The sequence below is a fragment of the Nocardia sp. NPDC050408 genome, from assembly GCF_044458905.1.
GTDB lineage: Bacteria > Actinomycetota > Actinomycetes > Mycobacteriales > Mycobacteriaceae > Nocardia.
In genome coordinates this window covers 559,643-584,416 of sequence record NZ_JBITIL010000002.1, presented here as the reverse complement: position 1 = coordinate 584,416, position 24,774 = coordinate 559,643, and the positions used below count along the sequence as shown (strand labels likewise).

The following is a 24,774-nucleotide window of genomic DNA, read 5'->3' as shown; positions in this document are numbered from 1 at the left end:
GAACCGGGTCAGATCTTGCGGATGACCGTGACGACCTTGCCGAGGATCTGCGCGTCATTACCCGGAATCGGTTCGAACAGCGGATTGTGGGGCATGAGCCAGACATCCTTACCGGTGCGCTTGAACGTCTTCACCGTCGCCTCGCCCTCGATCATCGCGGCCACGATATCGCCGTTGTCGGCGACATTCTGCTGGCGCACGACCACCCAGTCGCCATCGCAGATCGCGGCGTCGACCATCGATTCACCGACGACCTTGAGCAGGAACAGCGAGCCGTCACCGACCAGTTCCCGCGGCAGCGGGAAGACATCCTCCACCGCCTGCTCGGCCAGGATCGGGCCACCGGCGGCGATTCGACCCAGCACGGGCACGAAGGTCGGGACGGGCCGCCCGGTCTCGACATCCTCGTTGGTCGACAGGCTGGTCACCGCGCGCACCGCCTCGTCGAGACCGCGAACGTCAACGGCGCGTGGGCGATTCGGGTCGCGGCGCAGATAGCCCTTGCGTTCGAGGGTCCGCAGCTGATGGGCGACCGACGAGGTGGAGGTGAGTCCGACCGCATCGCCGATCTCGCGGATGCTCGGCGGGTAGCCGCGCTCGCTCACCGAGGTGCGGATGACCTCCAGGACTCTGCGCTGACGCACGGTGAGATCCGCCCCGATACCGGACGGGTCGTTGCCGACCCCGCTCTCGTCGCCCGTGTCGTCTGTGTGGCTCACCGCAACCGCCCTTCTGTGTCCATTGATTTCGTTTAACGAATCTAGTCCGGTCGCGCCGATGTATCAAACATCTGTTCGAGGCATGTCGGCGTTTTCTGCTGACTTTGTCGGCGCAGCGTGGTAGAAATCGAACACAAGTTCTTCGAACATTTGATCGAACAGCTACTCCCATCGTCTCGCGACATACCTGAGCACTCCACTAACACCCCTTCACGGAGGTTTGTCCGATGAGCACAGCGATCAGCGCCCTGAGCACCGACCTCGAGGACGAGGCCGACGTCGATCTCGGCTTCGAATCCGTTCCGCGCGTACAGCGCCCGCATCGCGGTGGCGTTCGCGCCCTCGAGGCCGCGCGCGCCGCGACGGATCGGCGGCCGCGCGACAGTCGGCCCGGCGGTGCTGTGGTGCGCTACGGCCGCGGTCCCATTCGAACGCCCGCGCTACGTCAGGCGCAGGCGCCGCATCCGATGGCGCTGGTCGAACAGGCGCAGGTCGGCTTCGCGGTGCTCGCTGTGGCCGCGCTGTTGAGCGCGTTGGTGGTGACGGCTTTGATCGGCATGGCGCATTGGCGCGCAGGAACTTTCGGCGGCGAGACCCCGACAACGGTGCCCGCCGTGGTCGAGCAGCAGTCGGTTCCGGATGGTGTAGGAGTGGGTTTGCCGCGGTAGCTCGTCAAAAGCCGGTGTGGCGGATCGCGACCGGCCGAGCCGCCGCGAAGCGTGGCCGAAATTGTCGATTACAAAGTAGAACATGTTGCTACTGTGCCTGAAAACGTGACCTAGGCAACTCTTGCCGACGAACGATTTCGGGACACCACGCAATGACGCATCGCTCCACCGCTGCCCACGCCGTCCGTCTACTCGCCCGGATCGCCGGGCTGCTGGCCTGTCTTATCTTCGGGCTCACCATGATTCCGGCCGCACAGGCGGCATCCGCATACGAGGCGTACCTGGACCTACCCGCGCTCAACGGGGACGGTGCCGGTGGAGGTGGACTGAATCCCGCACTGCCTCTGGACGAATCGACCTTGCGTGCGGCGCTCGACGAGGCCAGGACCGACGGGGTCGCTCCGAGCCGCTATGCCACACTGCTGCAGCAGTATTGGCTGGTGGTCTCTACCCACAATGCCGATATCGACCTCGCGGCCTGGGATCCGGCGCTCGGTGTGCGTGCCAACCAGCGCACCTTCAGCCAGGTGTACGTCAACTACTTCCGACTGGCGAGTCAGCATCAGGAGTACTGGTGGGCGGGTCTGGCCGGAATCGCGGGCGGCTCCTTCGCCTCGGGCTTCTTCGATCTCAGCGATGTCGGCCTGGTGCTCGACGTGCCCGGTGTCCATCAGCTCGGCAGTGCGGTCGCCGACCTGTTGCGGAACACCCCACCGGAATTGGTAGCCAAGGTGCCCGCCGATATCCGGCTGCTCGCCACCGAGGGTTCGCGGCTGAGCGCCGAGGATGTCGCCTGGTACCAGACCCGGCTGATGATCATGCAGAAGCACATCTTCACCGATCTGGTCCCGATGCACGAGGCCTACGCCGCGCAGGGGATGGCCGGAATCGACGAAATGTACGCGGCCGGGGTGATCGATGCCGATATCCGCACCGCCTGGCGATCGATCGATTCGCATACCCGCGACGGATATGTGGACGCACTCATCCGCATGACCGATCGTGAGCAGAACCGCGTCATCGCCGACCAGTGGGACCTCACCTCGGCGGGCCGCGGCTCGATGGGGCGGGTAATGACCTACGTGAGTACGGTGGCCGGTAAGCCCGCCGTCCCCGGCGTTCGCGCACCCGGTGTTTTCGCACCCGCCACAGTCAGTGCGGATATTGCGGGCCGCACCGTCTCGCTGCGCACCCCACTGCCGGACTTCAACTGGGCCGACCGCGATACCCGCTGGACCTACATCACCGGCGATCTGGTGCCGCGGCATATCGATATGGAGAGCAATCGGCCGTTCGCCGAGGTGGTGCTCGGTGAATCCTTCTGGAACAAGCTCGCGCACGGCCGGATGATCGCGCGCATTCCGGATCTGATCGCCGATCTGGCGACGCAATGGCAACTCGACTGAGCGTCGGTCGACGGGGTAGTTGGGACGTATGAGACGGTTGGTGACCCCTCCCGGGTATCCTGGACCCGATATGGACGTATCGGTCTAGACCCCTGTACACGTGCTCGCCGGATCGGGACTGGCGAACCGGAGCCGATTCGGACGCGGGCGCGCGCATCGACGAAGGATCTCTCGGATGCATTGCCCCTACTGCCGACACCCCGACTCACGGGTCGTCGACTCGCGTGAGGCCGAGGAAGGCGCGGCCATCCGCCGCCGGCGTTCCTGCCCGCAGTGTGGGAGACGATTCACCACCGTAGAGACCGCGATCCTATCCGTGGTCAAGCGCAGCGGCGTCACCGAACCATTCAGTCGGGAAAAGGTGATCCGCGGTGTGCGCCGCGCCTGCCAGGGCCGCGAGGTGGCCGAGGACGCGCTGAACCTGCTGGCTCAGCAGGTGGAGGACGCGGTGCGTGCCAAGGGTTCCCCCGAGGTGCCCAGCCATGAGGTCGGTCTGGCCATCCTCGGCCCGCTGCGCGATCTGGACGAGGTGGCCTACCTACGTTTCGCCTCGGTCTACCGCTCTTTCACCTCCGCCGACGATTTCGAACGCGAAATCGCCGACCTGCGCAAGCACCGCGAGGAAGCGACCGTCGCCGCCTCCGCCGACTGATCCGGCGGTCAGAGGCAAATCCCCGGCGGGCATGAGCAGCCGAAGCTGCCCATCGCCTGCCCGGGACAGATGCTGACCGAACCGGTATCGAGCAGCCGAACCAGCTGTCGCAACACATCGGTATCGGCGCGCACCGGCGCGGGCTGTATCGGTGTGTCTGCCGAAGCGGTCGCCATCGGGGCGAGTGCGACGGCACAAGCGGTGAGGATCGGCGCGAGGAATTTCCGCATGGGTGAACACCTCTTTCGAGAATTCGCGTCGGACTGCCGAACCGACGCGCGGTACGGGACTGCCAGCGGCCGCAATACGCTCGCGTGCCACCATGTCTGGCGACTGTATCGCCGCACCTGAGGCCGGTCGCGCCCCCAGAACTACCGTTGCGAGCTCGGCCAGCACCTCCAACTGCCCGCCCCTTACTCGGGCGCGAGGGGGCTCGGATCGGGCACGGTGGCAGCCGCCGCGGTGGCAGTGTCAGCGGCGGATGGCGGCGATGGCCTTTTCGATGCGCTTGGTGGAGACCGGGTAGGGGGTACCCAGTTTCTGGGCGAAGAGGCTGACACGGAATTCCTCGATCATCCACCAGATTTCGGTGACATCGTGGCCGTGCTTGCGGGCTTCGGGCAGGGCATTGACAAGGCGGTCGTAGGCGGCGAGGGCGCGGTCGATTTCGACCATGCCCTGTCGGTCGCGGACCGCGGAGCCGGGTAGCGACTCCAGGCGGATGCACGCGGCTTCCAGGTAGCGGGGGAGTTCGAGCAGGCGAGCGCTGCCCCACTCCGAGATGAAACCGGCGAAGATCAGGTCGTCGAGTTGGTGGCGGACATCATCGGCGATATCGCGTTCGGAAGTATCGGCGAGTGCGGACGAAACCTGGTGCGCCCCAGCCAATACCGGCACCACCAGGCGCACGATGCGGGCCACGGCGGAGACGAACTCGGGACGGATCTTCGCGACCAAGGCGTCGAACTGCTTCGGACTGCGCACCGGCCCACCGGCGGCGGCGATCAGTTCGTCCGCGGCGGCGGCACGGCAGTCCTCGATGAGCGCGTCGAGCGAACCGTACGGATTCTGGCTCAGCGCAAGCCGATCCCGCGGTGGCAGGCTCGCGGTGACGGTGCGGACCGAGGTGGGAATTGCGCTCAGCACCAGTGCGCGCGTGCCCGCCCGCATGGCGGCGGCCTGCTCGGCGGGGGAGCTCAGCACGCGCACCGCGACACCCTCGCCCTCGGGGACCAGCGCCGGGTAACCGGTGACCGTCTGTCCGGCCACCTCGCTGCGCACAGTCGGCTCGACCGTTCCCAGCGATTCCGAGGTCCACACGGTGGCGGGCGCACGTTCCGCACCTGCGGTCGCACGGGCCACCGAGGCCGAAACCTGCTCGGACAGTCGCGTTTTCAACTGCGCGAGGTTCTTCCCGCGCGCCAGCACCTGGCCGCGGGCATCGATTGCGGCGAAGGTCATGCGCAGATGGTCCGGTAGCGCGGCGGGGTCGAGGTCGCTCGGTGCGATGGCGACTGACCCGAGCCGCGACAGTTCCCTGGCCAGGCCGATGCGCAGGGGTTCGGCGCGCGCAGTGAGCGCGGTGAGTGCGGCGGCGGCGAAGTCCGGTGCGGGAACGACGGTGCGGCGCAGGGCCTTCGGCAGCGTCTTGATCAGCGTGGTGACCAACTCTACGCGCATACCGGGCACCAGCCAGTCGAAACCGACGGCGCGCACATGCGCCAACTGCTCGACCGGGATCCGCACGGTGACGCCGTCATCGTCATTGCCCGGCTCGAATTGGTAGGTGAGTGGGAAGCTCAACTCGCCCTGACGCCAGGCGTCCGGGAAATCGGTCGGGTCGAGCGTCGCCGCAGCTTCATTGACCACGGTATCGGTCGAGAAGTCCAGCAGCGCGGGATCTTTGCGCTTCGCGGTGCGCCACCAACTGTCGAAGTGGCGCACCGAAACGATATCGGCGGGGATGCGCTTGTCGTAGAACTCGAACAGCACCTCATCGTCGACGAGAATGTCGCGGCGACGGGCGCGATGCTCCAAATCGGCGACATCGTCGAGCAGTTCGCGATTGCGGTGGAAGAACTCGTGGCGGGTCTGCCACTCACCCTGTACGAGGGCATGCCGGATGAACAGCTCACGCGACAGTTCCGGATCGATTCGGCCGTAATCGACCGCGCGGCTGACCACCAGCGGTACGCCGTACAGCGTGACCCGCTCGTACGCGCGCGCCGCGCCGCGCTTGGAGGACCAATGCGGTTCGGAGTAGGTGCGTTTCACCAGATCTCCGGCCAGGCGCTCGGCCCATTCCGGCTCCACCCGGGCAGCCATCCGGCCCCAGAGTCGGGAGGTTTCGACCAGTTCGGCCGCCATCACCCAGCGGGGCGGCTTCTTCGCCAGCGATGATCCGGGGAAGATCATGAATTTGGCATTGCGCGCACCGAGGAATTCGCGGCTCTCGGCTTCGCGGACGCCGATGTGGGAGAGCATCCCCGCAAGAAGTGCCTGGTGGATGGCGGTCGAATCCCATGGGGTGCCATCGGTTTCGGGCGTGGTTGCCGGTGATGCGGCAGCATGTCCGCGTCGCGTCGCGCGCGCGTTATCGCCCGCGCGGCCGCCACCGCGACGCCTCCCTCCAGCTGATTCAGTGCCTGATGAGTCCATGTCGCGTGTCGCGCGCTGTCCACCGCTCGAATCTGCGCCGTTCGACCGAGCCGGGGCCGAACTATCTCGTCCGCCGGAAGGTCCACGGCGCGAGCTGGTTTCGTCCCGATCCGAGCCATCGCCGTGTGCTGACCAGCCGAGCCCGCGCGTGATTGTCCGCAACTGCCCGTGCAGATCCTGCCACTCCCGGATCCGCAGATAGTGCAGGAACTCGTCACGGCACATGCGCCGGAACTGATTGGACGACAGCGACTTGCGCTGTTCGGTCAGATACTCCCACAACCGCAGGTAGGCCAGGAAATCCGAGCCCTCGACCACGAATCGGGCATGTTTGGTGTCCGCGGCCTGCTGATGATCCGCGGGACGCTCGCGCACATCCTGGATGGACAGTGCCGCGACGATGATCAGCACATCCGCGAGCACGCCGTTGCGGTGCGCCTGCACCAGCATGCGCGCCATCCGCGGATCCACCGGTATCTGCGCCATTTCGCGCCCCGTGGGGGTGAGCGTCAGCGTCGCATCGGACACCGTTTCCGCTTGGATCGGTTCGGCCGCGGTGCCTTCGGTGGCCTGGTCCGAGGATGTAGTCGAATCAGCCGCCCGCCGAGCGGGTTTCGCGGTCACGCGCGGTGCGAGCGCCCCCAATTCCTCCAGCAGCGCGATACCGTCGCGAATGGCCCTGCGGTCGGGCGCCTCCACGAAGGGGAACTTCTCGATTTCGCCGAGTCCGAGCGCGGTCATCTGCAGGATGACGGCGGCCAGATTGGTCCGCAGGATCTCCGGTTCGGTGAAGGCGGGCCGGGATTCGAAGTCTTGCTCGGAGTACAGGCGGATGCAGATGCCATCGGCGACGCGGCCGCAGCGTCCCGCGCGCTGACGGGCCGAGGCCTGCGAGACCTCTTCGATGGGCAGGCGCTGCACCTTGGTGCGCATCGAATAGCGGGAGATACGGGCGGTGCCGGGATCAATGACGTAACGGATGCCGGGGACGGTCAGCGAGGTCTCGGCGACATTGGTGGCCAGCACGACTCGTCGCCCCGGATGCGGGGCGAAGACGCGATGCTGTTCGGCCGTGGACAGGCGCGCGTAGAGCGGCAGGATCTCGGTGCGCGGAATCTGTAAGTCGCGCAGCGCATCCGCGGCATCGCGGATCTCGCGTTCGCCGGATAGGAAGACCAGCACGTCACCGTCGCCCTCGGCGAAGAGCTCGCGCACCGCCTCACCGATGGCGTCCACCGGGTCGCGGTCCACGATCCGGGTGTCCTCGTCGTCGTCATCGGTGGCGACGGGTAGCTCCAGCGATAGCGGCCGGTACCGGATTTCGACCGGATAGGAACGGCCGGACACTTCGACAATCGGTGCGGGAGTGCCTGATTCGTCGGCGAAGTGGCTGGCGAACAATTCCGGATCGATGGTCGCGGAGGTGATGATCACCTTGAGATCCGGTCGACGCGGCAGCAATTGCTTCAGGTAGCCGAGCAGGAAGTCGATATTGAGGCTGCGTTCGTGCGCCTCGTCGATGATGATGGTGTCGTAGCGGCGCAGCAGCCGGTCGCGCTGGATTTCGGCGAGCAGAATGCCGTCGGTCATCAACTTGACCAGGGTGCGATCCGAGGCCTGATCGGTGAAACGCACGGTGTAGCCGACTACATCGCCCAGTTCGGTGCCCAACTCCTCGGCGATGCGCTCGGCGACGGTGCGCGCGGCCAGCCGGCGCGGCTGGGTGTGCCCGATGGTGCCGCGGATGCCACGGCCGAGTTCCAGGCAGATCTTCGGAATCTGGGTGGTCTTACCCGAACCGGTCTCACCGGCGACGATGACGACCTGGTTGTCCAGGATCGCCTTGGCGATATCGTCGCGGCGGGCGGAGACGGGTAGCTGCTCCGGATAGCGGATTTCGGGTACCGCGGCGCGGCGGGCCTCGACGCGCTGCTCGGCCGCCGCGATCTCGGCCGTGATGCCGGTGAGATCGCCGCCGCGAGCCCGGTCCAGGTTGCGGCGCAACCGGTGTTCATCGCGGAGGGTTACGGCGGCCAGGCGGGTCCGAAGCTCGCGGAGATTCACGTCGGCTGTCCTGGTCATTGCGTTCACCAGGGTAGCGAAACCGGCGCGTCGAATCCGACTCGGGCGTGGACATCCGGTGAGCACACCGGTGGTGCGGCCGCCGACAGTGTGCTGACGTGCGGCCATCGAAGCGATGTGCTCAGCGTCATAGTGCTACTGATCGGGACGGTCCGCGACCCGCGTGACCGGTGCTGGCGGGTGATCCGCGGCGCCGCCGCGCGCTACCTGCTGATCACCGGCGTCGTCTACGCCGTCCTGCTCGCCGAGGCCGACGTCGTGCTCACAGACCGCTTGATCAACGCCGTCGCGCTCCGCATCCTGCCGATTGTCATGGTCCTGGATCGGAGCCTGATTCCGGTGCCCCTCGGCATCACCCGCACATTGATCGTCGGATGGCTCATCCGGCGTCTTCGCCCTGTTAACCGCGGCCCGCGCCGCTCTCGGCGCACTGGTCGACCGGCGATGCGAGCCAACCCCGCCGCCTGAACGCCAGCGGAGTTGTGGAGTCGAGTAGATCGGCCGTTGACCTCCGAAGTCGGCTGCAATCAGATCAGTGGACTGCGCGACCGGCTGGAGTAGACCAGATCCCCTGCAGTCGTGCGGCTTCCACGTCCGCTTGCGCGAATCCGGCTCGGAAGGACGGTATCCAGTGTTCGCGGTCGTGTAGGTCGGCCCCGAAGGCGTTGATCGTTCGCTTGTCAGGGCTGATCAGCAACGACGTCGCCGGTCGCAGTTCAGCGTCGAGGTCGGCTGTCGGAAACAGGTGTGCCAGTGGATGAATGGTGAGGACAACCTCCGCTCCGCGCGCTAGATCCGCGTTCACCGCGGAGTACATGCCACCGTCCATGAAGCGCCGGTCGCCGATGGTCATCGGCGAGTAGACGCCGGGCATGGCGCGGCTCGCGACGACGGCATCGGGCAGCGGCGCGCGGCCGTGCTTGTCGAAGATCGTGCGCTCGCCGGAGGCCGCATCGACAGTGACCACCAGCAGCCGGTCGGGCCAGTCCGATGTGCCGATCAGCCTCCGCATCCGATCGACGTGCACCGATTCGTGCTCGGCGCGCATTGCGAGGGCAATCTGCCCGACGCGTCGACGGCGCTCGCTCGGCTCGAGGTTTTCATCGCCGAGTACGGCGAAGACTTCGCCGATCAGGCGTGGGTCGGGTTGCGGCAGTTGGATGTCGGTAGCGGTGGGGCGGGTGGGTTCGGCGAGTCCGGCCGGATTCCGGCCGGAGGCGAGCACCGCGCCGACAATCGCGCCCGCGGATGTTCCGATGATCAGGTCGGCGGCAGCGAGATCGATACCGTACTCACGCAATCCGGCGGCCAGACCGGCCATCCATGCGGTGCCGACCACGCCTCCCGCCCCCAGTACCAACGCGCGGCTCGGAAACTGTTCCACCGCATCGACATTACTGCCACAGCGATGGTGCGGATGGTCTGCGGCAGAGACCGGTCCCGCAACGTAAGCGTGTGCGACAATCGCAGCGTGCGCGCCGTCGCGGTTTCTCCTTGGTGGATACGGTGGCTTCGGCTCGCGTTCGCGGTGCTCGGTCTGGTGGCACTGATCGTCGGACAGTTGCGATCAGCCTCGATCGAGGCCGGTGATCTGATCTTGTTCACCCACCAGGCGAATGTCCTCGGTGTACTCGTGCTGCTGGTCGGGGCGCTGTTCGATCCGCGTGATAGACGCTGGCAGTTGGTACGCGGTGCGGTGACGCTGTATCTGCTCGTCACCGGCATCGTGTACGCGGTGCTGCTGGCGCACATCTCCGTGCGAGATGAACCGGGGTGGGCGGATGACGTGCTGCAGCGCATCATGCCTATCGTGATGATTGTGGACTGGGTGCTGGCGCCGGTCGCGCTGGGGATTTCCGGGCGGCTGATCGCGGGCTGGCTGGTCTACCCGCTCGGCTACGGCGCGTACACCCTCATCCGTGGGCCGATCGTCGACTGGTATCCGTACCCGTTTCTCGATCCACGGCATCAGGGCTATGTGTCGATGACGATGGACCTGGTGGTCCTGGTCATCGGATTCGCGCTGCTCGCCGTCGCGGTGGCCGCGCTCGGTGCGCCTTGCGGCCGTCGGCGCGGTGCGGACCAGCCGGGGAGCGAAGTGACGTGGTTGTCGAGTAGAGGTGGTTGATATGGGTGCGCTATGGCACGGGTTCGCCGATATGGGTGCCGTGGAACGCGACGGCGCGTTCGTCGTGGCGCGCGGTGAGGGTGCCTACATCTACGACCAGGCGGGTACCAGGTATCTGGACGCGACGGCCGGGCTGTGGTTCACCAATGTCGGGCACGGACGCGCCGAGATCGCCGATGCGGTCGCGGCACAGCTGCGCACAGTCGCGCACTATTCGAACTTCGGTGATTTCGCCGAGCCCGCCACCCAGGAGTTGGCGGAGAAGTTGGCGAGCATCGCACCGGTGCCGGGCAGCAAGATCTTCTTCACCTCCGGCGGCTCGGATTCGGTGGATACCGCGGCCAAGCTCGCCCGCCGCTACTGGCACGAGCTCGGGCAGCCGGATAAGACCATCGTGGTCGGAAGGCAGCGCGCGTATCACGGAATGCATGTCGCGGGAACGGCTTTGGCGGGGATTCCGGTCAACCGCGAGGGCTATGGCGAGCTGATGGCCGATGCCCGCACCGTCGGATGGGACGATGCGAAGGCGCTGCTCGCGCTCATCGAGGAGATCGGCGCGGAGCGTGTCGCCGCCTTCTTCTGCGAACCCATAATCGGCGCGGGCGGAATCTACTTGCCGCCGGACGGTTACCTCACCGAGGTGCGCCGCATCTGCCGCGACCACGACATCCTCTTCGTCGTCGACGAGGTCGTCACCGGTTTCGGGCGCATCGGCGGATCCTGGTTCGCCGCAAGCCGTTTCGAGCTCGAACCCGACCTCATGACCACCGCCAAGGGACTCACCTCCGGCTATATCCCCATGGGTGCGGTCTTCATCGCCCCGCATATCGCCGACCCCTTCTTCCGCGGCGGCGTCTGGTGGCGCCACGGCTACACCTACGGCGGCCACGCCGGCGCCGCCGCCGCAGCGCTCGCCAACCTCGCCATCATCGAACGTGAAAACCTCCTCACCGAAGCGAAGCGCCTGGAATCCACCCTCCACGAAAAGCTCGCGCCCCTCGCGGATCACCCCCGCGTCGCCGAGGTCCGCAGCGGCCTCGGCGCTGTGGCCGCGATCCAACTGGCCGATCCCGCCGAAGGTCTCCCGCTGGTCAAAACGCTACGAGCCCACGGTATTTCGGGACGTGCAGCAGGTCAGGGCGCGATGCAGATCTCCCCGTCCTTCGTCATGACCGACGCCCAAGTCGACGAACTCGTCGAGGGCTTCACCCGTGCCCTGGGATGAGCCGGCACGCGCCCGGGCTGCCGATCTGCCGAGCGCATACCTGTACCAATTCGGACAGGTCGTCACCATACTGGTGTTATCAGTCTCTCGGCCTATGCCGCGAACAACGCATGGCGATCGCCTGACCAGCTAGGCGATCGCACTGGTGGGGTACGTTCCCGACCTGGTGTCGCCGACGAGTGGCACACCGGCCACTCGTCGGCGGGGATCGTCTAGACGGTGGTCACGACCTCGTCGTAGGTGAGGCGGGGGGAGCGGGGGAACCAGGCGTCGGTGCCCGGGATGCCGACGTTGACGACGACCAGCGCGCTGTGGGTGCCGTCGGGGAAGAAGTCGTTGTCGAGACCCTCGGCATCGAAACCGTTCATGGGACCTGCGGCGAGACCGGCCGCGCGGATGCCGAGGATGAAGTAACCGGTTTGGATGAGGGCGTTGAAGCGGGCCGATTCGGCGCGGTAGCCGGGGTCGGCGAAGTAGTCCTTGGCTTCGGGGGCGTGCGGGAAGACCTTCGGCAGGTTTTCGTGGAAGTTCAAGTCGGCGGCCAGGATTGCGGTCAGGGGTGCGGCCGCGGTCTTGGGCTTGTTGTTGTCGATCATGTGGGTGACCAGGCGGGCCCGTGCCTCCGGGCTGCGAACCAGGACGATGCGCAGCGGCTGCTGATTCATCGATGTCGGGGCGTATTTGATCAGTTCGTAGATATCGCGGATCTGGTCGTCGGTGACCGGTGCGTCGGTGAAGGTGTTCGCGGTGCGCGCCTCCCGGAACAACAGGTCCTGGGCTTCGGCGGCAAGGGTCAATAGGGTTTCTGGCTGCACGGTGTTCACGTGGTACTCCTCGAAATATGGTCGGGGACAGCGGAATCAGTCATGGGCGACGCGCCGGGACCGGGTCAGCAGATTGCCCTCCACCCGGACGAGCACGTCGTGTACGACGCAGCTCGGCGCGATTTCGGGTTTGCTGTTCGGCCGGATCTTGACCACGAGGCAGTAGGCGGTGGAGACGATGGTTCCGTCGTCCTGTGGCTGCAGGTTGATCATGTTGAACCAGTGCCTGCGCTGCATCGGATCGGCCTCGAAACGCTTGTGGAATTCGACCAGGTCCGAGACGATGCCCGCCCTGGTCCGGGCCGGTGGCCGACCCGGTGTGTGTTCGAATTCCGCGTCCTCGGTGAAGGTTTCGGCGTAACCCGGGATGTCGCGGTTGTCCAGCCGCTGCATCTGGTCGGCATAGAACTGCTGGACCTCGGCGTACAACTCGGTGCGGCTGGCGACGGTGGTCATGGTGGCTCCTTGGTTGCGGCGGGGCGCGGCTGCACGCAACGGTCGCCGATGCCGCTAGAGACTGGCTCGAGCCGCGCGCGGGTTGACCGGGGCTATAGGACCCGCGACGAGTCTGGAGGTCGAAAAGCCCGGCGAGTACGGAAAGACCGATGGAGGAGTCATGGCGGAAAGTCAGCGCGTCGCGCTGGTCACCGGAGCGACCAGCGGTATGGGCCTGGAGATCACCAAAAGCCTGGCGGCCCAGGGAATCGCGGTGTTCATCTGCGCTCGCGATCAGCAGAAGTTGACCGATGCGGTCAAGAGCCTGCAGGACGACGGTCACGAGGTCGACGGCACGGTCTGCGATGTCGTCGATGCCGTGCAGATCCGTGAATACGTCGACGCGGGGGTGCGGCGCTACGGCCCGATCGACATCCTGGTCAACAATGCGGGCCGTAGCGGCGGCGGCGTCACCGCGGAAGTCACCGACGAGCTGTGGTTCGACGTGATCAATACCAACCTCAACAGCGTCTTCCTGATGACCAAGGCAGCGCTGACCGCGGGCGGCATGCTCGAGCGCGGCAGCGGCCGCATCGTGAATATCGCCTCCACCGGCGGCAAACAGGGTGTCGTACACGGTGCGCCGTATTCGGCCTCCAAACACGGCGTGGTCGGCTTCACCAAGGCGCTCGGACTGGAACTGGCCAAGACCGGGATCACGGTGAATGCGGTCTGCCCGGGTTTCGTGGAGACCCCGATGGCCGAACGGGTTCGGGAGGTCTACTCCGGTCTGTGGGGTGTGGATACCGACGAGGTGCACGCCCGGGTGAGCGCACGTGTGCCGATCGGACGCTACGTGCAGCCGTTCGAGGTGGCGGCGATGGTCGACTATCTGATCGGCCCCGGCGCGGGCGCGGTCACCGCGCAGGCGCTGAATGTCTGTGGTGGACTTGGCAATTACTGAGAGGCCTGAGCAATGACCGCAGTGGAGGAGAACACATCGGGTGCGCTCGACGGCGCAACCGGGCACGACGAGTATCTGCGGATCCTCGAGGCGATCCAGACGGGTGCGCTGCAACTGCTCGCGGGTTTCCCGCAGCAGCCGAGCGCGCTGCGTGTCCAGGTGGGTGAGGTGACGATCGAGGCCGAATGGCAGGTCTCGGCGGCGCAGCTCGTCGTGGCCCCCGAAGTGGCAGGGGGAGCGGTGGAAACTCCGGCCGCACCCGATAAGCCGGCACTCGGTGCGGTCTTCCGCGCACCGAGTGTCGGGGTGTTCTATCGCAGCCAGGAACCGGGCGCGGACCCCTTCGTGGAGGTGGGCGACCGGGTGACGGCCGGACAGCAGATCGCCATCGTGGAGGCGATGAAGTTGATGATCCCGGTCACCGCTCAGGCCGGCGGTGTGATCACCGAGATACTCAAGGAAGACAACGAACCGGTCCAATTCGATGAGCCCTTATTCTCGTATTCGACTGAATAACAGGCGATTTCAGGACGGCGGGCAGGAGCGGCGCCAGGTCAGCACCCGGCGCTGCATCCGCCCGTCGACCCGTGCGGCTCCGATGAGCGTGAGGATGTCGCCGTTCAGCGACATCTGGCGCACCTGTTCGGTGTCGGCCCAGGCGGGGTTTGAGCACACGGTGATCGCGTGCACTATCTCCGTGTCGCGCCTGCGCCAGGTTCCCGCATAACCCATGAAGGGCGGTGTGTCCGTCGCTGCGTCGGTGCGCATCATGCTCACCGACATATAGCCGTGCGCGCCGTAGATCAGCAGGCCGCGCGGTGCCTCACCCAGTGGCCCGGTGCTGGTCGCATCGTGTTCGTCGATATCGAAGTAGGACAGCAATTCCCAGGTTCCGACGAGATCGGTGGCGTTCATGACTCCCACGATGGCGGCTGCCGCTCTAATCACGCTGTAGCCGCCCCACGCGCGAAACCGTGGCTGATCCGCACCAGCCGCCAGACCACCTCGAGTTCGTCGAGATCGCGTGGCCCGTAGACCATTACCAGCGTCTGCGGCAGAAAATGCTGCCGCGCCATGGGATGCAATTCCGCCCACCCCTGCGTGATCGCCTCGGCCGCAATATCTTTCGGCAGGCACATGTGCAGGCTGCCGTCGTCGTATCCGTGCAGATGGGCGAATTCGGTGCCGACCAGATACGCCTCGCCCGGTCCCTTGGCGATCGTCGGGCGCAGATGCAGCGCCCGGGTGTCGGGCAGCGAGACGCCGCTGCGGCCGAGCAGCACGCCGTTCAGTGTGGTCATCCGCGACCACAGGGTTTCCTGCAGATCCGGTGGCGCCAGCTGGTTGAGCTGCTGATGTGGATTGTGTGCCCGGGTGCGCGGCCGGTCGCCGGAGCGGCGCGGCAGATCGATGCGTCCGTCCACGGATGTCGTTGTCATGACTGTGTTCCCTTCGGTTTTCGTTCGCGGTGGTACTCGCTCACGACCCCTGGCTTCACAGTACTTTCCAAAGTATAGTACTTACCAAGTGGAAAGTGAGGGCCAATGAGGCAGGCAACGCGTAGCGATTCGATGAGGGGTGGTCGGGCGGGGGGTGGGCCGGCCACCGTCGATCCGTGTCCGATCACCCCGGTGATCGACCTGGTTTTCGGCCGTTGGTCCACCCAGGTGCTCTGGGTGCTGACCCATGACGGCCGCCTGCGCTTCACCGAACTCGAGCAGCGCATCCCTGGCCTCACCCCCAAGGTGCTGACCCAGCGCCTGCGCCAGCTGGAACGCGACGGACTGGTGTCCCGTACCTACCACGCCGAGGTGCCACCCCGCGTCGAGTACGAAGCAACCCCGCTCGCGGTCACCCTGACCCCGGTCTTCGCGAGCATCGTCGACTGGTCGAGCGCACATCTCAGCGAAGTACTCGCCGCCCGCGCCGCGTACGACGCGGCCGAATCCTGACCCGATCCGGCTGGGCGGCAAACTGATTCGTCATCGAGATGCAATGGCTATCGCGCGGATTCACCGCTAACGTCATGGGGTTCCGTCGGATGACGACCAAGGAGGCGCATCGTGTTCGATCGCTCGCAGCTGTTCGCTCTGTCGACCCTCGTACCACTCGCCATTGCCGCCGTGGCGACCGCCGCCGGCCCGGCAGCCGCCGACCCCAATGGGCTCGATCAGCTGACACCGGTGGACGAGACCGGATATCTGGTCGACGACCCGCACTACAGGGGCGCCGTCTTCTTCCGGTCGCCCGACGGCCGCAACTGCGGATTCTTCCTGGACGGCCCGGCCGGATGCGATGCGGTGCCGATCGATGCACCGCCGGGCACGAACCAGGTGCGTTCGTCGACTGTGGAAGCGGCCCACTTCCTGACGGCCGACCAACCCACCTTCACCTACCCGGGTGGCGCGCAGGTGCTGCCGGAGGGGCAGAAGGTCGCCGTCGGTGGCACCACCTGCGGCATCGGCTACCAGGGCACGGTGACCTGCGAGACCGGAGCGCACGGGTTCACCATTGCGGCGACCTACGGTGTCCTGCATTAGGCAAGCGTTGTCCGCGGTGCCAATGCCAGGAGGTGCCCGGCCAATTCGCGCGGCATGGTGATCATGCAGTCGTGCCCGGTCGGCAGCACGTGCAGACGGCCGGGCGGCAGGTCGGCGGGCGGCAGGGTGCGCGGCATGGCGGCGCGCATGGCCTTGTAGGCTTCGCCGCCCTCGCTGCAATACACGTGTGTCACCGGAATATCCGCCAGCGCAACGGGATTCGTGAGGACCATGCGCTGTTGGAAAGTCTCCAGCGACTGGGCGGTCATCATCGAGGCGGCCCAGCCCACATCGGGTTCCTCGGTGATGCCGTACAGGCCGCCGTCGCCCATCGGCTCGGTCTGCGGCGGTACGCGCCAGCCATCGCCGTATTCGGTGGCCGCGGCGGCGAAGGCATCGACCATACCGGGCATGATGTCGGCGACCGCCTCACCGTCGCGCGGGACGAAGGTGTCGATATAGACGAGTTCAGCGATGCGGTCGGAGACGGCGTCGGCGACCGCGGTCACCACGATGCTCGCGTAGCTGTGCCCGACCAGGACGACGTCGGTGAGATCCGCGGAGGTGAGCAGGCCGACCAGATCCTCGACGTGGGTATCCAGGCCGACATCCGGGGTCAAGAGATCGGCGCGGTCGCCGAGGCCGACAAGCGACGGGGCCAGCACACGATGTCCGGCGTCCTCGAGCAGCGGCAGCACCCGCTGCCAGGCCCAGCCGCCGTGAAATGCGCCATGGACGAGCAGATATGTCGACACGATCAGTTCTCCCTGAATTTCGTTAGGGCAGTGACGGTTCCGGCGATATCGGCCACCGGTGGCACGTGTTCGGGCTGGATGCCGAGCCCGATCACCCGGGCCACCAAACGGGGTAGACAGGGAAAGCGCCGCAGCAGACGTACCAGCAGTGGCCTGTCGGTGCCTGGTCGTCCGGCATTCGGATAGAGATCCGATAGCAGCCGCAGTTGCGCGAATTGGACTACGCGCATGGGGAATTCACGCCTGCTCTGCACGGCGCGCAATTGTGCGACGCTCGGTCGAGCACCCGTGCCGAGGATGGGCGCGAGCAGCCGGGCGGTCGCGATCGCGTCCTGTACCGCGAGATTGATGCCGACTCCGCCCGCGGGCGACATGGCATGGGCCGCATCGCCGATCGCGAGCAGGCCCGGCCGGTACCAGCGCCGTAGCCGATCCACCCGCACATCAAGGGGTTTCACGTCATCCCAGGTGCGGATCTCGGCCGCCAGATGCTCGGTGAGGCTCGGATAGATCGCGGCGAGGTCGGCACGGAAGTCGGCGAGTCCGGCGGCCTTGACGGTCGCGAATCCGCCCTTCGGGATCATGTAGGCGACCTGCAGGTAGTCGCCGCGGTCGATGCAGACGATAAAGAAGCCATTGCCGCTGCGCACGGTCGGCAGCCGCTCGCCGTCGGGTTTGCTGACCCGGAACCACAGCACGTCCATCGGCGCCGCACTGGCCGCGACCTCCAGCAGGCCGCCGCGCACAATCGAATTGCGTCCATCCGCGGCGATCACCAACTGGGACCGGACCTCGAGAGGTCCCTCGGGTGTGCGTACCCGAGCGCCGACCACGGTGTCGTGCTCGTGGATGAGTTCGGTGACCTCGGCCCGCCGGATCAAGCGGAAGCCCGGATACCGCCCACCGGCCTCGGCCAGGAAGTTCAGCACATCCCACTGCGGCATGAATGCCACGAACGGGAAACCGCCTGGGAGCGAGCGGAAGTCGGCGAAGATCACCGGCCCACTCGCGGTGGCCATCGGCAGCTGTGGCAGTTCGACGTGCGGTAGCGCGAGGAATTCGGTGGCCAGCCCGAGTTCGTCGATCGCCCGGAGAGTGGATGGGTGCACGGTGTCACCGCGGAAGTCGCGCAGGAAGTCCGGATGCTTTTCCAACACAAGCACTTCCACGCCCGATCGGGCGAGCAGTAGACCGGTCATCAGCCCGGCCGGTCCGCCACCGACCACGCAGACCCGCACCGATTCGGTTGTCACGCCAGACATGTCGGCACCTGCCCGTGGTTGTACACGATCATCTCGCCGAAAATCGACAGCACATCCAGCGGCTCGCCGATCGGACCGCCCGCCCACTCCGCATCGGCGCGGTACAGATTGCCGACTATGCGCTCTTCGTCGACCAGATCGGCGAATTCACCGTGATCGGCCTCGAGCGCGATGGCCAGCGGGGTGAGTCCGAGGGAGCGGCCCTCGGCGGCCAGCTCCTGCACCCACCGCAGATATCGCAATGTCTGCTCGAAGATCTCGGGTCCGGTCACCGGACCGTGCCCGGACACCACAGTTTCCGCGCCCAGTTCGGCGAGCCTGCTGATCGCGTTTATCGTCCCGCTGACCGATCCCATCAGGCAGAACGGCGCGGCCCCCGACATCACCAGATCTCCGGCGAAGAGCACCTTCTCCTCGGGCAGCCACGCCACCACATCATTGGTGGTGTGCGCGGCCGGTCCGAGGTGGAATAGTTCGACGCGCCGTTCGCCGATATGCAGGGTCACGCGGCTGCTGAAGGTGATGCTGGGCAGGGTTACTCGCACATCGCCCCACTGCACCTGCGGCCACAGTTCGGTCAGCGCGAGTCCGGTCTCGATCATCTCCGGCCGGATCCGATCGTGGCCGATGACGACCGCGGTGGGCCCGAAGATGTGATTGCCGAAATTGTGGTCGCCGTGATGGTGGGTGTTGACAATCGTTCTGGCCGGACCGATATCGAGGCCGTCGACGAATTCGACCAGCGCGCGGGTGCGTCCCTCGGTCGCCAGCGTATCGATCACCACCGCCCCGTCCGGCCCCGCCAGCACGCCCGCATTGCTGACACACCAGCCGCCTCGACTGTGCGTGTACGCGTAGACCCCGTCGGCGATTTCGCGCACGACCGGCCCCCCGGCGACACTCGGTAGTTCGGTGGCGGTCATGTCGGTGACTTCATGGACTCGGCATACCGCACCGCGCACAGCAGGGTATTGCGGCTGTTGGTCGACAGCGCTTCGGTGAGATATGCGCGCGCATCGGCGAGATCGGTATCGGCCCCGAGGATTTCGCGGGCGGCGACCGGATTGATCGCAACTGTGTGCCGTGCCGTGACCACCGCACCGTCCGGACCGTCCGCGAATTCCCATGCGCCGCTGTGCCCGAAGAGCATGGCAGGCGGCAGCAGTTGCTTGTAATCGATGCGCTCGTCGGTGACGCAGACGCGCACCGATTTGGTGGTGTGCGGAATACCGCCCACGGTGACGGTATCCATCTCCATCAGCTGCACACCGTCGGCGTCCTCGTCGAGTTCGATCCTGCCGACGTGCGGGACGTGTTCGGGCCAGCGCTCGCTGTGGTAGATGAAGTCGTACGCCTCGGCCGCCGCGATATCGAGCGGGACGGCGTCTTCGAAGGTGTGCACCACCTCGTCAACCGGATGTCCCAGCTCTGCGATACGAGCCAACGCGGCCAACTCTGTCTCGCTATTGCGATCCACCGCGCCCGCCACCAGATCCGGATCGGCGCCGTCCACCACGGTGAAGCGGTGGTCGAGGGTGACCTTCGTTGTGCCGGGATCGATTTCGCGGAACGACCAGCCGCCGCCCATGGACGCGATCGGTGCCTGACTGCGCTCCTGTTCGAAGACGATGCGCCGTTGCGCCGCGTCGAGCACCCGCCGGGAGGTCCAATTCTTCACCTCACCATTGACGGTGGCCCACAGCCGGAACCGCTCCTCATCGGGTCCGCGGTGCAGATGACGCACCAGCACGCTCGGTGCGAAGATCACCGGCCATTTGGTCACATCCGCGACCAGGGCGTAGACGACCTCTGGCGGCGCCTGCACCACCTTGGTGTGGCTCATCACCTGTGTATTCATGCCGCACCGCGCAATTGGCTGTTGACGATATCGACCAGCTCCTGCGGCGTCTTGACATCGATGAGCTGTTCCTCCGGGATCAGCACGCCGAAATCGCGTTGGATCCGCGAGGCCGTTTCGATGAGCGCCAAGGAGTCGTAGCCGAGCTGGTCGAAGTCGAGTCCGGCGATATCTTCGGCGATATCGTCGCCGCCCGCGCATTCCACGAGGATCCGGCGTAATTCGGTCATGGTCATGGTCATGATCGGCTCCCTAGGTTTGGTCGACAGCGCGCACGACGACCGCGGAGTTGAAACCCCAACGGCCACGGGCCAGGACGAGGGCGCCGCCGACGGTGGCGGGCCGCGGTGCGCCGAGTACCAGATCGATCCGGTAGTCCTCGGCGAGGGTGGTGGTGTAGGCGGTCGGCGGAATCACCGAATCGCGAATGGACAGCAGTGCGGTCACGATGTCGAGCGGGCCCGCGCCCGAGAACAGCCGTCCGGTCAGCGGTTTCGACGCCGTGACCGGGACGCCGCCGGCACCGAAGATGGCCTCGATGGCCGCCGCCTCGTCCCGATCGCGGTCCGGCACGCCCGCCGCATCGGCGAAGACGATATCGATATCGCCCGGTCCCATACCGGCGTCGGCGAGTGCGAGTTCCGCGGCGCGGCGCAGACCCGAGGGTCTTCCCGAATCCGGTGCGGGATCGAATGTCGAAGCGTACCCGGCGATTTCGCCATGCACCTTCGGAACGCCGCGGGCACGGGCCGCCGTGGCATCCTCGACCACCAGCATCGCACCGCCTTCACCCGGCACATATCCGGCGGCGGCGGTGTCGAAGGGCAGATAGGCACGCTCCGGCGCGTCCGACGTGCTGACCTCGCCGCTGGCCAGATGTGAGGCCCAGCCCCAGGGATCGAGGGCGGAATCCACCCCGCCGGTGACCACCAGCGGGGTGCCGCGGTTGACCGTCCGCCGGGCGTGCCCGACCGCGTCCAAACCGCCCGCCTGTTCGGCGACCAGCGCACTGCTCGGCCCGCGCATGCCGTGCCGGATCGAGATCTGCCCGGTATTCACCGCGTAGAACCAGGCGAACGACTCGTAGACGCTCACATGCTCGGAACCGCGCGACCACAGCTTATTGAACTCGCGATGGGTGAATTCGAAACCGCCGGAGGCATTTCCGGTGACCACGCCCATGTCGTAGTCGGTCAGTGCCGCCGTATCGACCTTGGCGTCGTCCAGGGCCCACTGCGCGGCCACCAATGCCATCCGTGTCGAAATATCGGTCTGCGGCAGCAATCGGCTCGGCAGATGTTCGGCCGCATCGAAATCGGCGACCTGTCCGGCCAATCGCGCGGTGTTGCGGCTGGTGTCGAACCGGGTCAGCGGTGCGATACCACTGCGGCCATCCAACACCGCATCCCAGAAGCGCTCGACGCCGAGGCCGTTCGGCGCGAGCACGCCCATACCGGTAACCAGGATCATGCCGCCACCGCCTCGGGTTTACGCAACACCATCGCGCTCTGGAAGCCACCGAATCCGCTACCGACGGTGAGCACGGTGTCCATCCGGTGCTGGCGCGCGGTGAGCGGCACGTAGTCCAGATCGCACTCCGGGTCGGCTTCGTGCAGATTCGCAGTCGGCGGCACCACCTGGTATTCCAGCGCAAGCAGGGAGGCGGCGATCTCGACCGAACCGATGGCGCCCAGCGAGTGGCCGACCATCGATTTTATGGAGCTCATCGGCGTCGCGTAGGCGTGCTGGCCGAGACTGCGCTTTACGGCGGCGGTCTCGTGCCGATCGTTCTGCCGGGTGCCCGAACCGTGCGCGTTGATGTAATCCACGCCGGTGGGGTCGATGCGCGACTCGTCCAGTGCGACCCGTATCGCCTCGGCCATCTCCCGGCCGTCGGCCTTGAGGCCGGTCATGTGGTAGGCGTTGCAGCGTGTGGCGTAGCCGCTGATCTCGGCATAGATACGCGCGCCCCGCTTGCGCGCGCTCTCGTATTCCTCCAGTACGAACATCGCCGCCCCCTCCGCGAGCACGAAGCCGTTGCGCGAGTTGTCGAACGGTCGGGAGGCGTGTTCGGCATCGTCATTGCGGGAGGTGGTGGCCTTGATCGCATCGAAGCAGGCCACCACGATCGGCGTGATCGGGGTATCCGCCGCGCCGGCCAGCATCACATCGGCCGAACCCTCGCGGATCAACTGCACGGCGTGGCCGACCGAATCCAACCCGGAGGTGCAGCCGTTGGAGACCATGGCGACCGGCCCTTCCGCGCCTATACTCCAGGCCACTTCGGCGGGCATTACGCTCGGCACCATGTAGTCGAACATGTGCGGGGACAGGTAGGTCTGGTCGACCAGCCAGTTCTTACCGGAATCCGACAGCACGAGATATTCCTGCTCCAGGCTGGTCGCCGCGGCGACCGCGCTGCCGAGGCTGACGCCGAGCCGGTGCGGATCCAGCGATCCGATATCGATGCCGCTATCGACCACCGCCTCCCGTCCGCACACCACGGCGAACTGCACCGCGCGGTCCATACGGCGAATTTCCCTGGGCGACAACCCTTCCTGAATCGGGTCGAAATCGGCCTCGCCCGCCACCTGGGACCGGTAGGGCGTGGGGTCGAAGAATGAAATCCGGCGCGTCGCGGTACGGCCCTCGGACAGCAGTTTCCAGAACTCGTCCTTACCCGAACCGCCGGGCGCGCGGACACCTAGTCCGGTGACGACAACGCGGCGGCTCATACCGCACCACCGGATGCGTTGGGGTTCATGGCGTTATCTCCCTTCGATCGTGGGGTCCAGCATCGAAGGCGGTCCTCGAACCTGACTCGAGCGCCGGAGTCGAGCTGTTCTCTAGCGGGTGCGCGCAGGCTGGGTCGCACCTTCCCCGAGCACAGGAGACACGCGTGATGAAGTCAGCACACGGCCTGGACGGTGCCGCGGACTGGGTGCTCTGCCCGGCCTGTCTGATTCCGCTGTACGGCAAGCGATTCGCCCGCGACCTCGGTGTCTGCGGCGAATGCGGCAGACATACCCCGATCACGGCCGAGCAGCGCATCGCCCAGCTCGCCGACGAGGGCCGCTTCGAACCGCTCGCCGTCATCCCCACCGACGACGATCCGCTGACCTTCACCGATACCAAGCCCTATCCGGACCGGCTCGCCGCCGCACGGGCACGTACCGGCATGCACGATGCCGTGCTGTGCGCGGTCGCGACAATCGACGGCAATCCGGTGATCATCGCCGCCATGGATTTCCGGTTCCTCGGTGGCAGTCTGGGCACCGCGGTCGGCGAGGTGATCACCGCGGCCGCGGAAACCGCGCTCGCCGAGCGGATTCCGCTGCTAGTCGTCACCGCCTCGGGTGGCGCGCGGATGCAGGAGGGACCGTTGTCGCTGATGCAGATGGCGAAAACCAGTGCGGCGCTGGAGCAGTTGGACCGCGCGGGCATTCTCACCATCACACTGATCACCGATCCGACCTACGGTGGGGTCGCGGCGTCGTTCGCCACGCTGTCGGATGTGCTGATCGCCGAACCGGGGGCGCGGCTGGGCTTCGCTGGTCGCCGGGTGATCGAACAGACGATCCGTCAGGAGCTGCCGCCGAAGTTCCAGACCGCCGAATTCCTGTTGGAGCGTGGGCTGATCGATATGATCGTGCCGCGCGCCGGATTGCGCCAGGCACTCGGGTCCCTGCTGCGAGTGGCCGGTCCGGTCGATCCGACCGGCGATGCGGTGACCGAATTGGACGCGGGAACCGTCACCGACCCGGCTCGCGTTCCCGACAGCGATCCCTGGGCGCAGGTTCGGCGGGCGCGTACGCCGAGTAGACCGACCGCGCTCGATTACTTCGCCCTGGCCTTCGACGGCTTCCAGGAGTTGCGCGGGGACCGTATCTCGGGGGACTGCCCGGCCATCGTCGGCGGTACCGCCTGGCTCGGTGACCGGCCGGTCGTGGTGATCGGACATCAGAAGGGGCATGAGCCGAAGGAGTTGATGGCGCGCAACTTCGGTATGCCGACCCCGGCGGGATACCGAAAGTCCGCACGGCTCATGCGTTTCGCCGAAAAGCTCGGGCTGCCGGTGATCACGTTGATCGACACTCCCGGCGCCTATCCCGGCGCGACCGCCGAGGAGCAGGGGCAGGCGGTGGTGATCGCGGAGAATATCCGGCTGATGTCCGCGCTGCGGGTGCCGGTGATCAGCGTGGTGATCGGGGAGGGCGGCAGCGGTGGCGCATTGGCGCTTGGCGTCGCCAATCGGGTGCTGATGTTCGCCAACGGTACATATTCGGTGATCAGTCCGGAAGGATGCGCGGCCATCATATGGAACGATCCGGCCGCGGCACCGAAAGCCGCTGCCGCGCTGTCACTTACGGCCGGTGACCTACTGCGGCTCGGCATCGTGGATGCGGTGCTGCCCGAACCCGGCGACGATGTGGGTGCGGCGCCGCTGGCGGCGGCGAACCAACTGCACCGTGCGCTGGCGGCGAGTCTGCGCGAGTTGACCGGTCGCGGCGGCGAAGACCTCGCCGCCGACCGGCGCGCCCGGTTCCGCCGATTCGGTGCGCGGCGGCAGGTTCCGGTTCGGTCGGTGGCGTAGGAGA

Annotated in this window: 26 protein-coding genes; 11 read left to right on the top strand and 15 right to left on the bottom strand. The window is 66.5% G+C overall.

The window, feature by feature from the left end; all coding sequences use genetic code 11:
* Positions 1 to 8 precede the first annotated feature (8 nt).
* The gene (gene lexA, locus ACIBJI_RS07545; protein WP_364352059.1) at positions 9 to 662 is read right to left on the bottom strand and encodes a transcriptional repressor LexA; all 654 of its coding nucleotides are present in this window, start codon (positions 660 to 662) and stop codon (positions 9 to 11) included.
* 284 nt (positions 663 to 946) lie between these two features.
* Between lexA and ACIBJI_RS07540 the strand changes: the two genes are divergently transcribed.
* From ACIBJI_RS07540 to nrdR, 3 genes are all read left to right on the top strand, one after another.
* On the top strand, positions 947 to 1,387 hold the full coding sequence (locus ACIBJI_RS07540) for a hypothetical protein (protein ID WP_364351794.1): 441 nt from the start codon (positions 947 to 949) through the stop codon (positions 1,385 to 1,387).
* Between the two features lie 152 nt (positions 1,388 to 1,539).
* Positions 1,540 to 2,793 carry a hypothetical protein gene (locus tag ACIBJI_RS07535; RefSeq protein WP_364351797.1) on the top strand — a complete coding sequence of 418 codons (1,254 nt, stop codon included), beginning with the start codon at positions 1,540 to 1,542 and terminating at the stop codon, positions 2,791 to 2,793.
* A gap of 175 nt (positions 2,794 to 2,968) precedes the next feature.
* Positions 2,969 to 3,445: a transcriptional regulator NrdR gene (nrdR, locus tag ACIBJI_RS07530; protein WP_063038396.1), complete on the top strand. Its 477-nt coding sequence runs from the start codon at positions 2,969 to 2,971 to the stop codon at positions 3,443 to 3,445.
* 8 nt (positions 3,446 to 3,453) lie between these two features.
* Here the strand turns inward: nrdR and ACIBJI_RS07525 are convergent, their stop codons facing one another.
* Positions 3,454 to 3,675 carry a hypothetical protein gene (locus ACIBJI_RS07525; protein WP_364351801.1) on the bottom strand — a complete coding sequence of 74 codons (222 nt, stop codon included), beginning with the start codon at positions 3,673 to 3,675 and terminating at the stop codon, positions 3,454 to 3,456.
* A gap of 241 nt (positions 3,676 to 3,916) precedes the next feature.
* Positions 3,917 to 8,185: an ATP-dependent RNA helicase HrpA gene (hrpA, locus tag ACIBJI_RS07520; protein ID WP_364351804.1), complete on the bottom strand. Its 4,269-nt coding sequence runs from the start codon at positions 8,183 to 8,185 to the stop codon at positions 3,917 to 3,919.
* Positions 8,186 to 8,302: 117 nt separating this feature from the next.
* Here hrpA and ACIBJI_RS07515 point away from each other — a divergent pair, with 117 nt between their 5' ends.
* The gene (locus ACIBJI_RS07515; protein WP_364351807.1) at positions 8,303 to 8,653 is read left to right on the top strand and encodes a hypothetical protein; all 351 of its coding nucleotides are present in this window, start codon (positions 8,303 to 8,305) and stop codon (positions 8,651 to 8,653) included.
* A gap of 64 nt (positions 8,654 to 8,717) precedes the next feature.
* Here ACIBJI_RS07515 and ACIBJI_RS07510 read toward each other — a convergent pair whose 3' ends face one another.
* Positions 8,718 to 9,569, bottom strand: a complete 852-nt coding sequence (locus tag ACIBJI_RS07510; protein ID WP_364351810.1) for a patatin-like phospholipase family protein — start codon at positions 9,567 to 9,569, stop codon at positions 8,718 to 8,720.
* A gap of 87 nt (positions 9,570 to 9,656) precedes the next feature.
* Between ACIBJI_RS07510 and ACIBJI_RS07505 the strand changes: the two genes are divergently transcribed.
* Positions 9,657 to 10,313 carry a Pr6Pr family membrane protein gene (locus ACIBJI_RS07505; RefSeq protein ID WP_364351813.1) on the top strand — a complete coding sequence of 219 codons (657 nt, stop codon included), beginning with the start codon at positions 9,657 to 9,659 and terminating at the stop codon, positions 10,311 to 10,313.
* A gap of 1 nt (position 10,314) precedes the next feature.
* Positions 10,315 to 11,538, top strand: coding sequence for an aminotransferase class III-fold pyridoxal phosphate-dependent enzyme (locus tag ACIBJI_RS07500; RefSeq protein WP_364351816.1), 1,224 nt, complete (start codon positions 10,315 to 10,317; stop codon positions 11,536 to 11,538).
* A gap of 212 nt (positions 11,539 to 11,750) precedes the next feature.
* On the opposite strand, the gene ACIBJI_RS07495 is transcribed toward ACIBJI_RS07500, so the two are convergent.
* Positions 11,751 to 12,362: a malonic semialdehyde reductase gene (locus ACIBJI_RS07495; RefSeq protein WP_397083395.1), complete on the bottom strand. Its 612-nt coding sequence runs from the start codon at positions 12,360 to 12,362 to the stop codon at positions 11,751 to 11,753.
* A 36-nt stretch (positions 12,363 to 12,398) separates the two neighbouring features.
* Positions 12,399 to 12,818: a nuclear transport factor 2 family protein gene (locus ACIBJI_RS07490; protein ID WP_040692670.1), complete on the bottom strand. Its 420-nt coding sequence runs from the start codon at positions 12,816 to 12,818 to the stop codon at positions 12,399 to 12,401.
* A 160-nt stretch (positions 12,819 to 12,978) separates the two neighbouring features.
* On the opposite strand from ACIBJI_RS07490, the gene ACIBJI_RS07485 reads away from it, so the two are divergent.
* On the top strand, positions 12,979 to 13,761 hold the full coding sequence (locus ACIBJI_RS07485; RefSeq protein ID WP_364351823.1) for an SDR family NAD(P)-dependent oxidoreductase: 783 nt from the start codon (positions 12,979 to 12,981) through the stop codon (positions 13,759 to 13,761).
* A gap of 12 nt (positions 13,762 to 13,773) precedes the next feature.
* Entirely contained in the window at positions 13,774 to 14,277 is a 504-nt protein-coding gene (locus ACIBJI_RS07480) for a biotin/lipoyl-containing protein (RefSeq protein WP_364351826.1), read from the top strand.
* Positions 14,278 to 14,286: 9 nt separating this feature from the next.
* On the opposite strand, the gene ACIBJI_RS07475 is transcribed toward ACIBJI_RS07480, so the two are convergent.
* Both ACIBJI_RS07475 and ACIBJI_RS07470 read right to left on the bottom strand, forming a co-directional pair.
* Positions 14,287 to 14,676, bottom strand: coding sequence for a lipocalin-like domain-containing protein (locus ACIBJI_RS07475; RefSeq protein ID WP_364351829.1), 390 nt, complete (start codon positions 14,674 to 14,676; stop codon positions 14,287 to 14,289).
* A 29-nt stretch (positions 14,677 to 14,705) separates the two neighbouring features.
* Positions 14,706 to 15,200, bottom strand: a complete 495-nt coding sequence (locus ACIBJI_RS07470) for a luciferase family protein (RefSeq protein WP_364351832.1) — start codon at positions 15,198 to 15,200, stop codon at positions 14,706 to 14,708.
* A gap of 192 nt (positions 15,201 to 15,392) precedes the next feature.
* Here ACIBJI_RS07470 and ACIBJI_RS07465 point away from each other — a divergent pair, with 192 nt between their 5' ends.
* Together ACIBJI_RS07465 and ACIBJI_RS07460 are read left to right on the top strand one after the other, a co-directional pair.
* Entirely contained in the window at positions 15,393 to 15,713 is a 321-nt protein-coding gene (locus tag ACIBJI_RS07465; protein ID WP_327100202.1) for a helix-turn-helix domain-containing protein, read from the top strand.
* A gap of 111 nt (positions 15,714 to 15,824) precedes the next feature.
* On the top strand, positions 15,825 to 16,301 hold the full coding sequence (locus ACIBJI_RS07460) for a hypothetical protein (RefSeq protein WP_364351836.1): 477 nt from the start codon (positions 15,825 to 15,827) through the stop codon (positions 16,299 to 16,301).
* On the opposite strand, the gene ACIBJI_RS07455 is transcribed toward ACIBJI_RS07460, so the two are convergent.
* From ACIBJI_RS07455 to ACIBJI_RS07425, 7 genes are read right to left on the bottom strand one after another with little or no spacing between them, the layout of a single operon-like run.
* The gene (locus ACIBJI_RS07455; RefSeq protein WP_364351839.1) at positions 16,298 to 17,056 is read right to left on the bottom strand and encodes an alpha/beta fold hydrolase; all 759 of its coding nucleotides are present in this window, start codon (positions 17,054 to 17,056) and stop codon (positions 16,298 to 16,300) included. The genes ACIBJI_RS07460 and ACIBJI_RS07455 overlap by 4 nt on opposite strands.
* A gap of 2 nt (positions 17,057 to 17,058) precedes the next feature.
* Positions 17,059 to 18,318 carry an FAD-dependent oxidoreductase gene (locus tag ACIBJI_RS07450; RefSeq protein ID WP_364351842.1) on the bottom strand — a complete coding sequence of 420 codons (1,260 nt, stop codon included), beginning with the start codon at positions 18,316 to 18,318 and terminating at the stop codon, positions 17,059 to 17,061.
* The gene (locus ACIBJI_RS07445; protein ID WP_364351845.1) at positions 18,306 to 19,241 is read right to left on the bottom strand and encodes an MBL fold metallo-hydrolase; all 936 of its coding nucleotides are present in this window, start codon (positions 19,239 to 19,241) and stop codon (positions 18,306 to 18,308) included. The genes ACIBJI_RS07450 and ACIBJI_RS07445 overlap by 13 nt, the downstream gene beginning before the upstream one ends.
* The gene (locus ACIBJI_RS07440; protein WP_364351848.1) at positions 19,238 to 20,176 is read right to left on the bottom strand and encodes an aromatase/cyclase; all 939 of its coding nucleotides are present in this window, start codon (positions 20,174 to 20,176) and stop codon (positions 19,238 to 19,240) included. Before ACIBJI_RS07440 ends, ACIBJI_RS07445 begins: the two co-directional genes overlap by 4 nt.
* Positions 20,173 to 20,418 carry an acyl carrier protein gene (locus tag ACIBJI_RS07435; RefSeq protein WP_364351851.1) on the bottom strand — a complete coding sequence of 82 codons (246 nt, stop codon included), beginning with the start codon at positions 20,416 to 20,418 and terminating at the stop codon, positions 20,173 to 20,175. Before ACIBJI_RS07435 ends, ACIBJI_RS07440 begins: the two co-directional genes overlap by 4 nt.
* Positions 20,419 to 20,428: 10 nt before the next feature.
* Positions 20,429 to 21,646 carry a ketosynthase chain-length factor gene (locus ACIBJI_RS07430; RefSeq protein WP_364351854.1) on the bottom strand — a complete coding sequence of 406 codons (1,218 nt, stop codon included), beginning with the start codon at positions 21,644 to 21,646 and terminating at the stop codon, positions 20,429 to 20,431.
* Positions 21,643 to 22,911: a beta-ketoacyl-[acyl-carrier-protein] synthase family protein gene (locus ACIBJI_RS07425; RefSeq protein ID WP_397083387.1), complete on the bottom strand. Its 1,269-nt coding sequence runs from the start codon at positions 22,909 to 22,911 to the stop codon at positions 21,643 to 21,645. Before ACIBJI_RS07425 ends, ACIBJI_RS07430 begins: the two co-directional genes overlap by 4 nt.
* A 167-nt stretch (positions 22,912 to 23,078) precedes the next feature.
* Between ACIBJI_RS07425 and accA the strand changes: the two genes are divergently transcribed.
* Positions 23,079 to 24,770 (top strand): acetyl-CoA carboxylase carboxyl transferase subunit alpha, encoded by a 1,692-nt coding sequence (gene accA / locus ACIBJI_RS07420; protein WP_397083385.1) that lies wholly within the window; start codon positions 23,079 to 23,081, stop codon positions 24,768 to 24,770.
* Positions 24,771 to 24,774 lie beyond the last annotated feature (4 nt).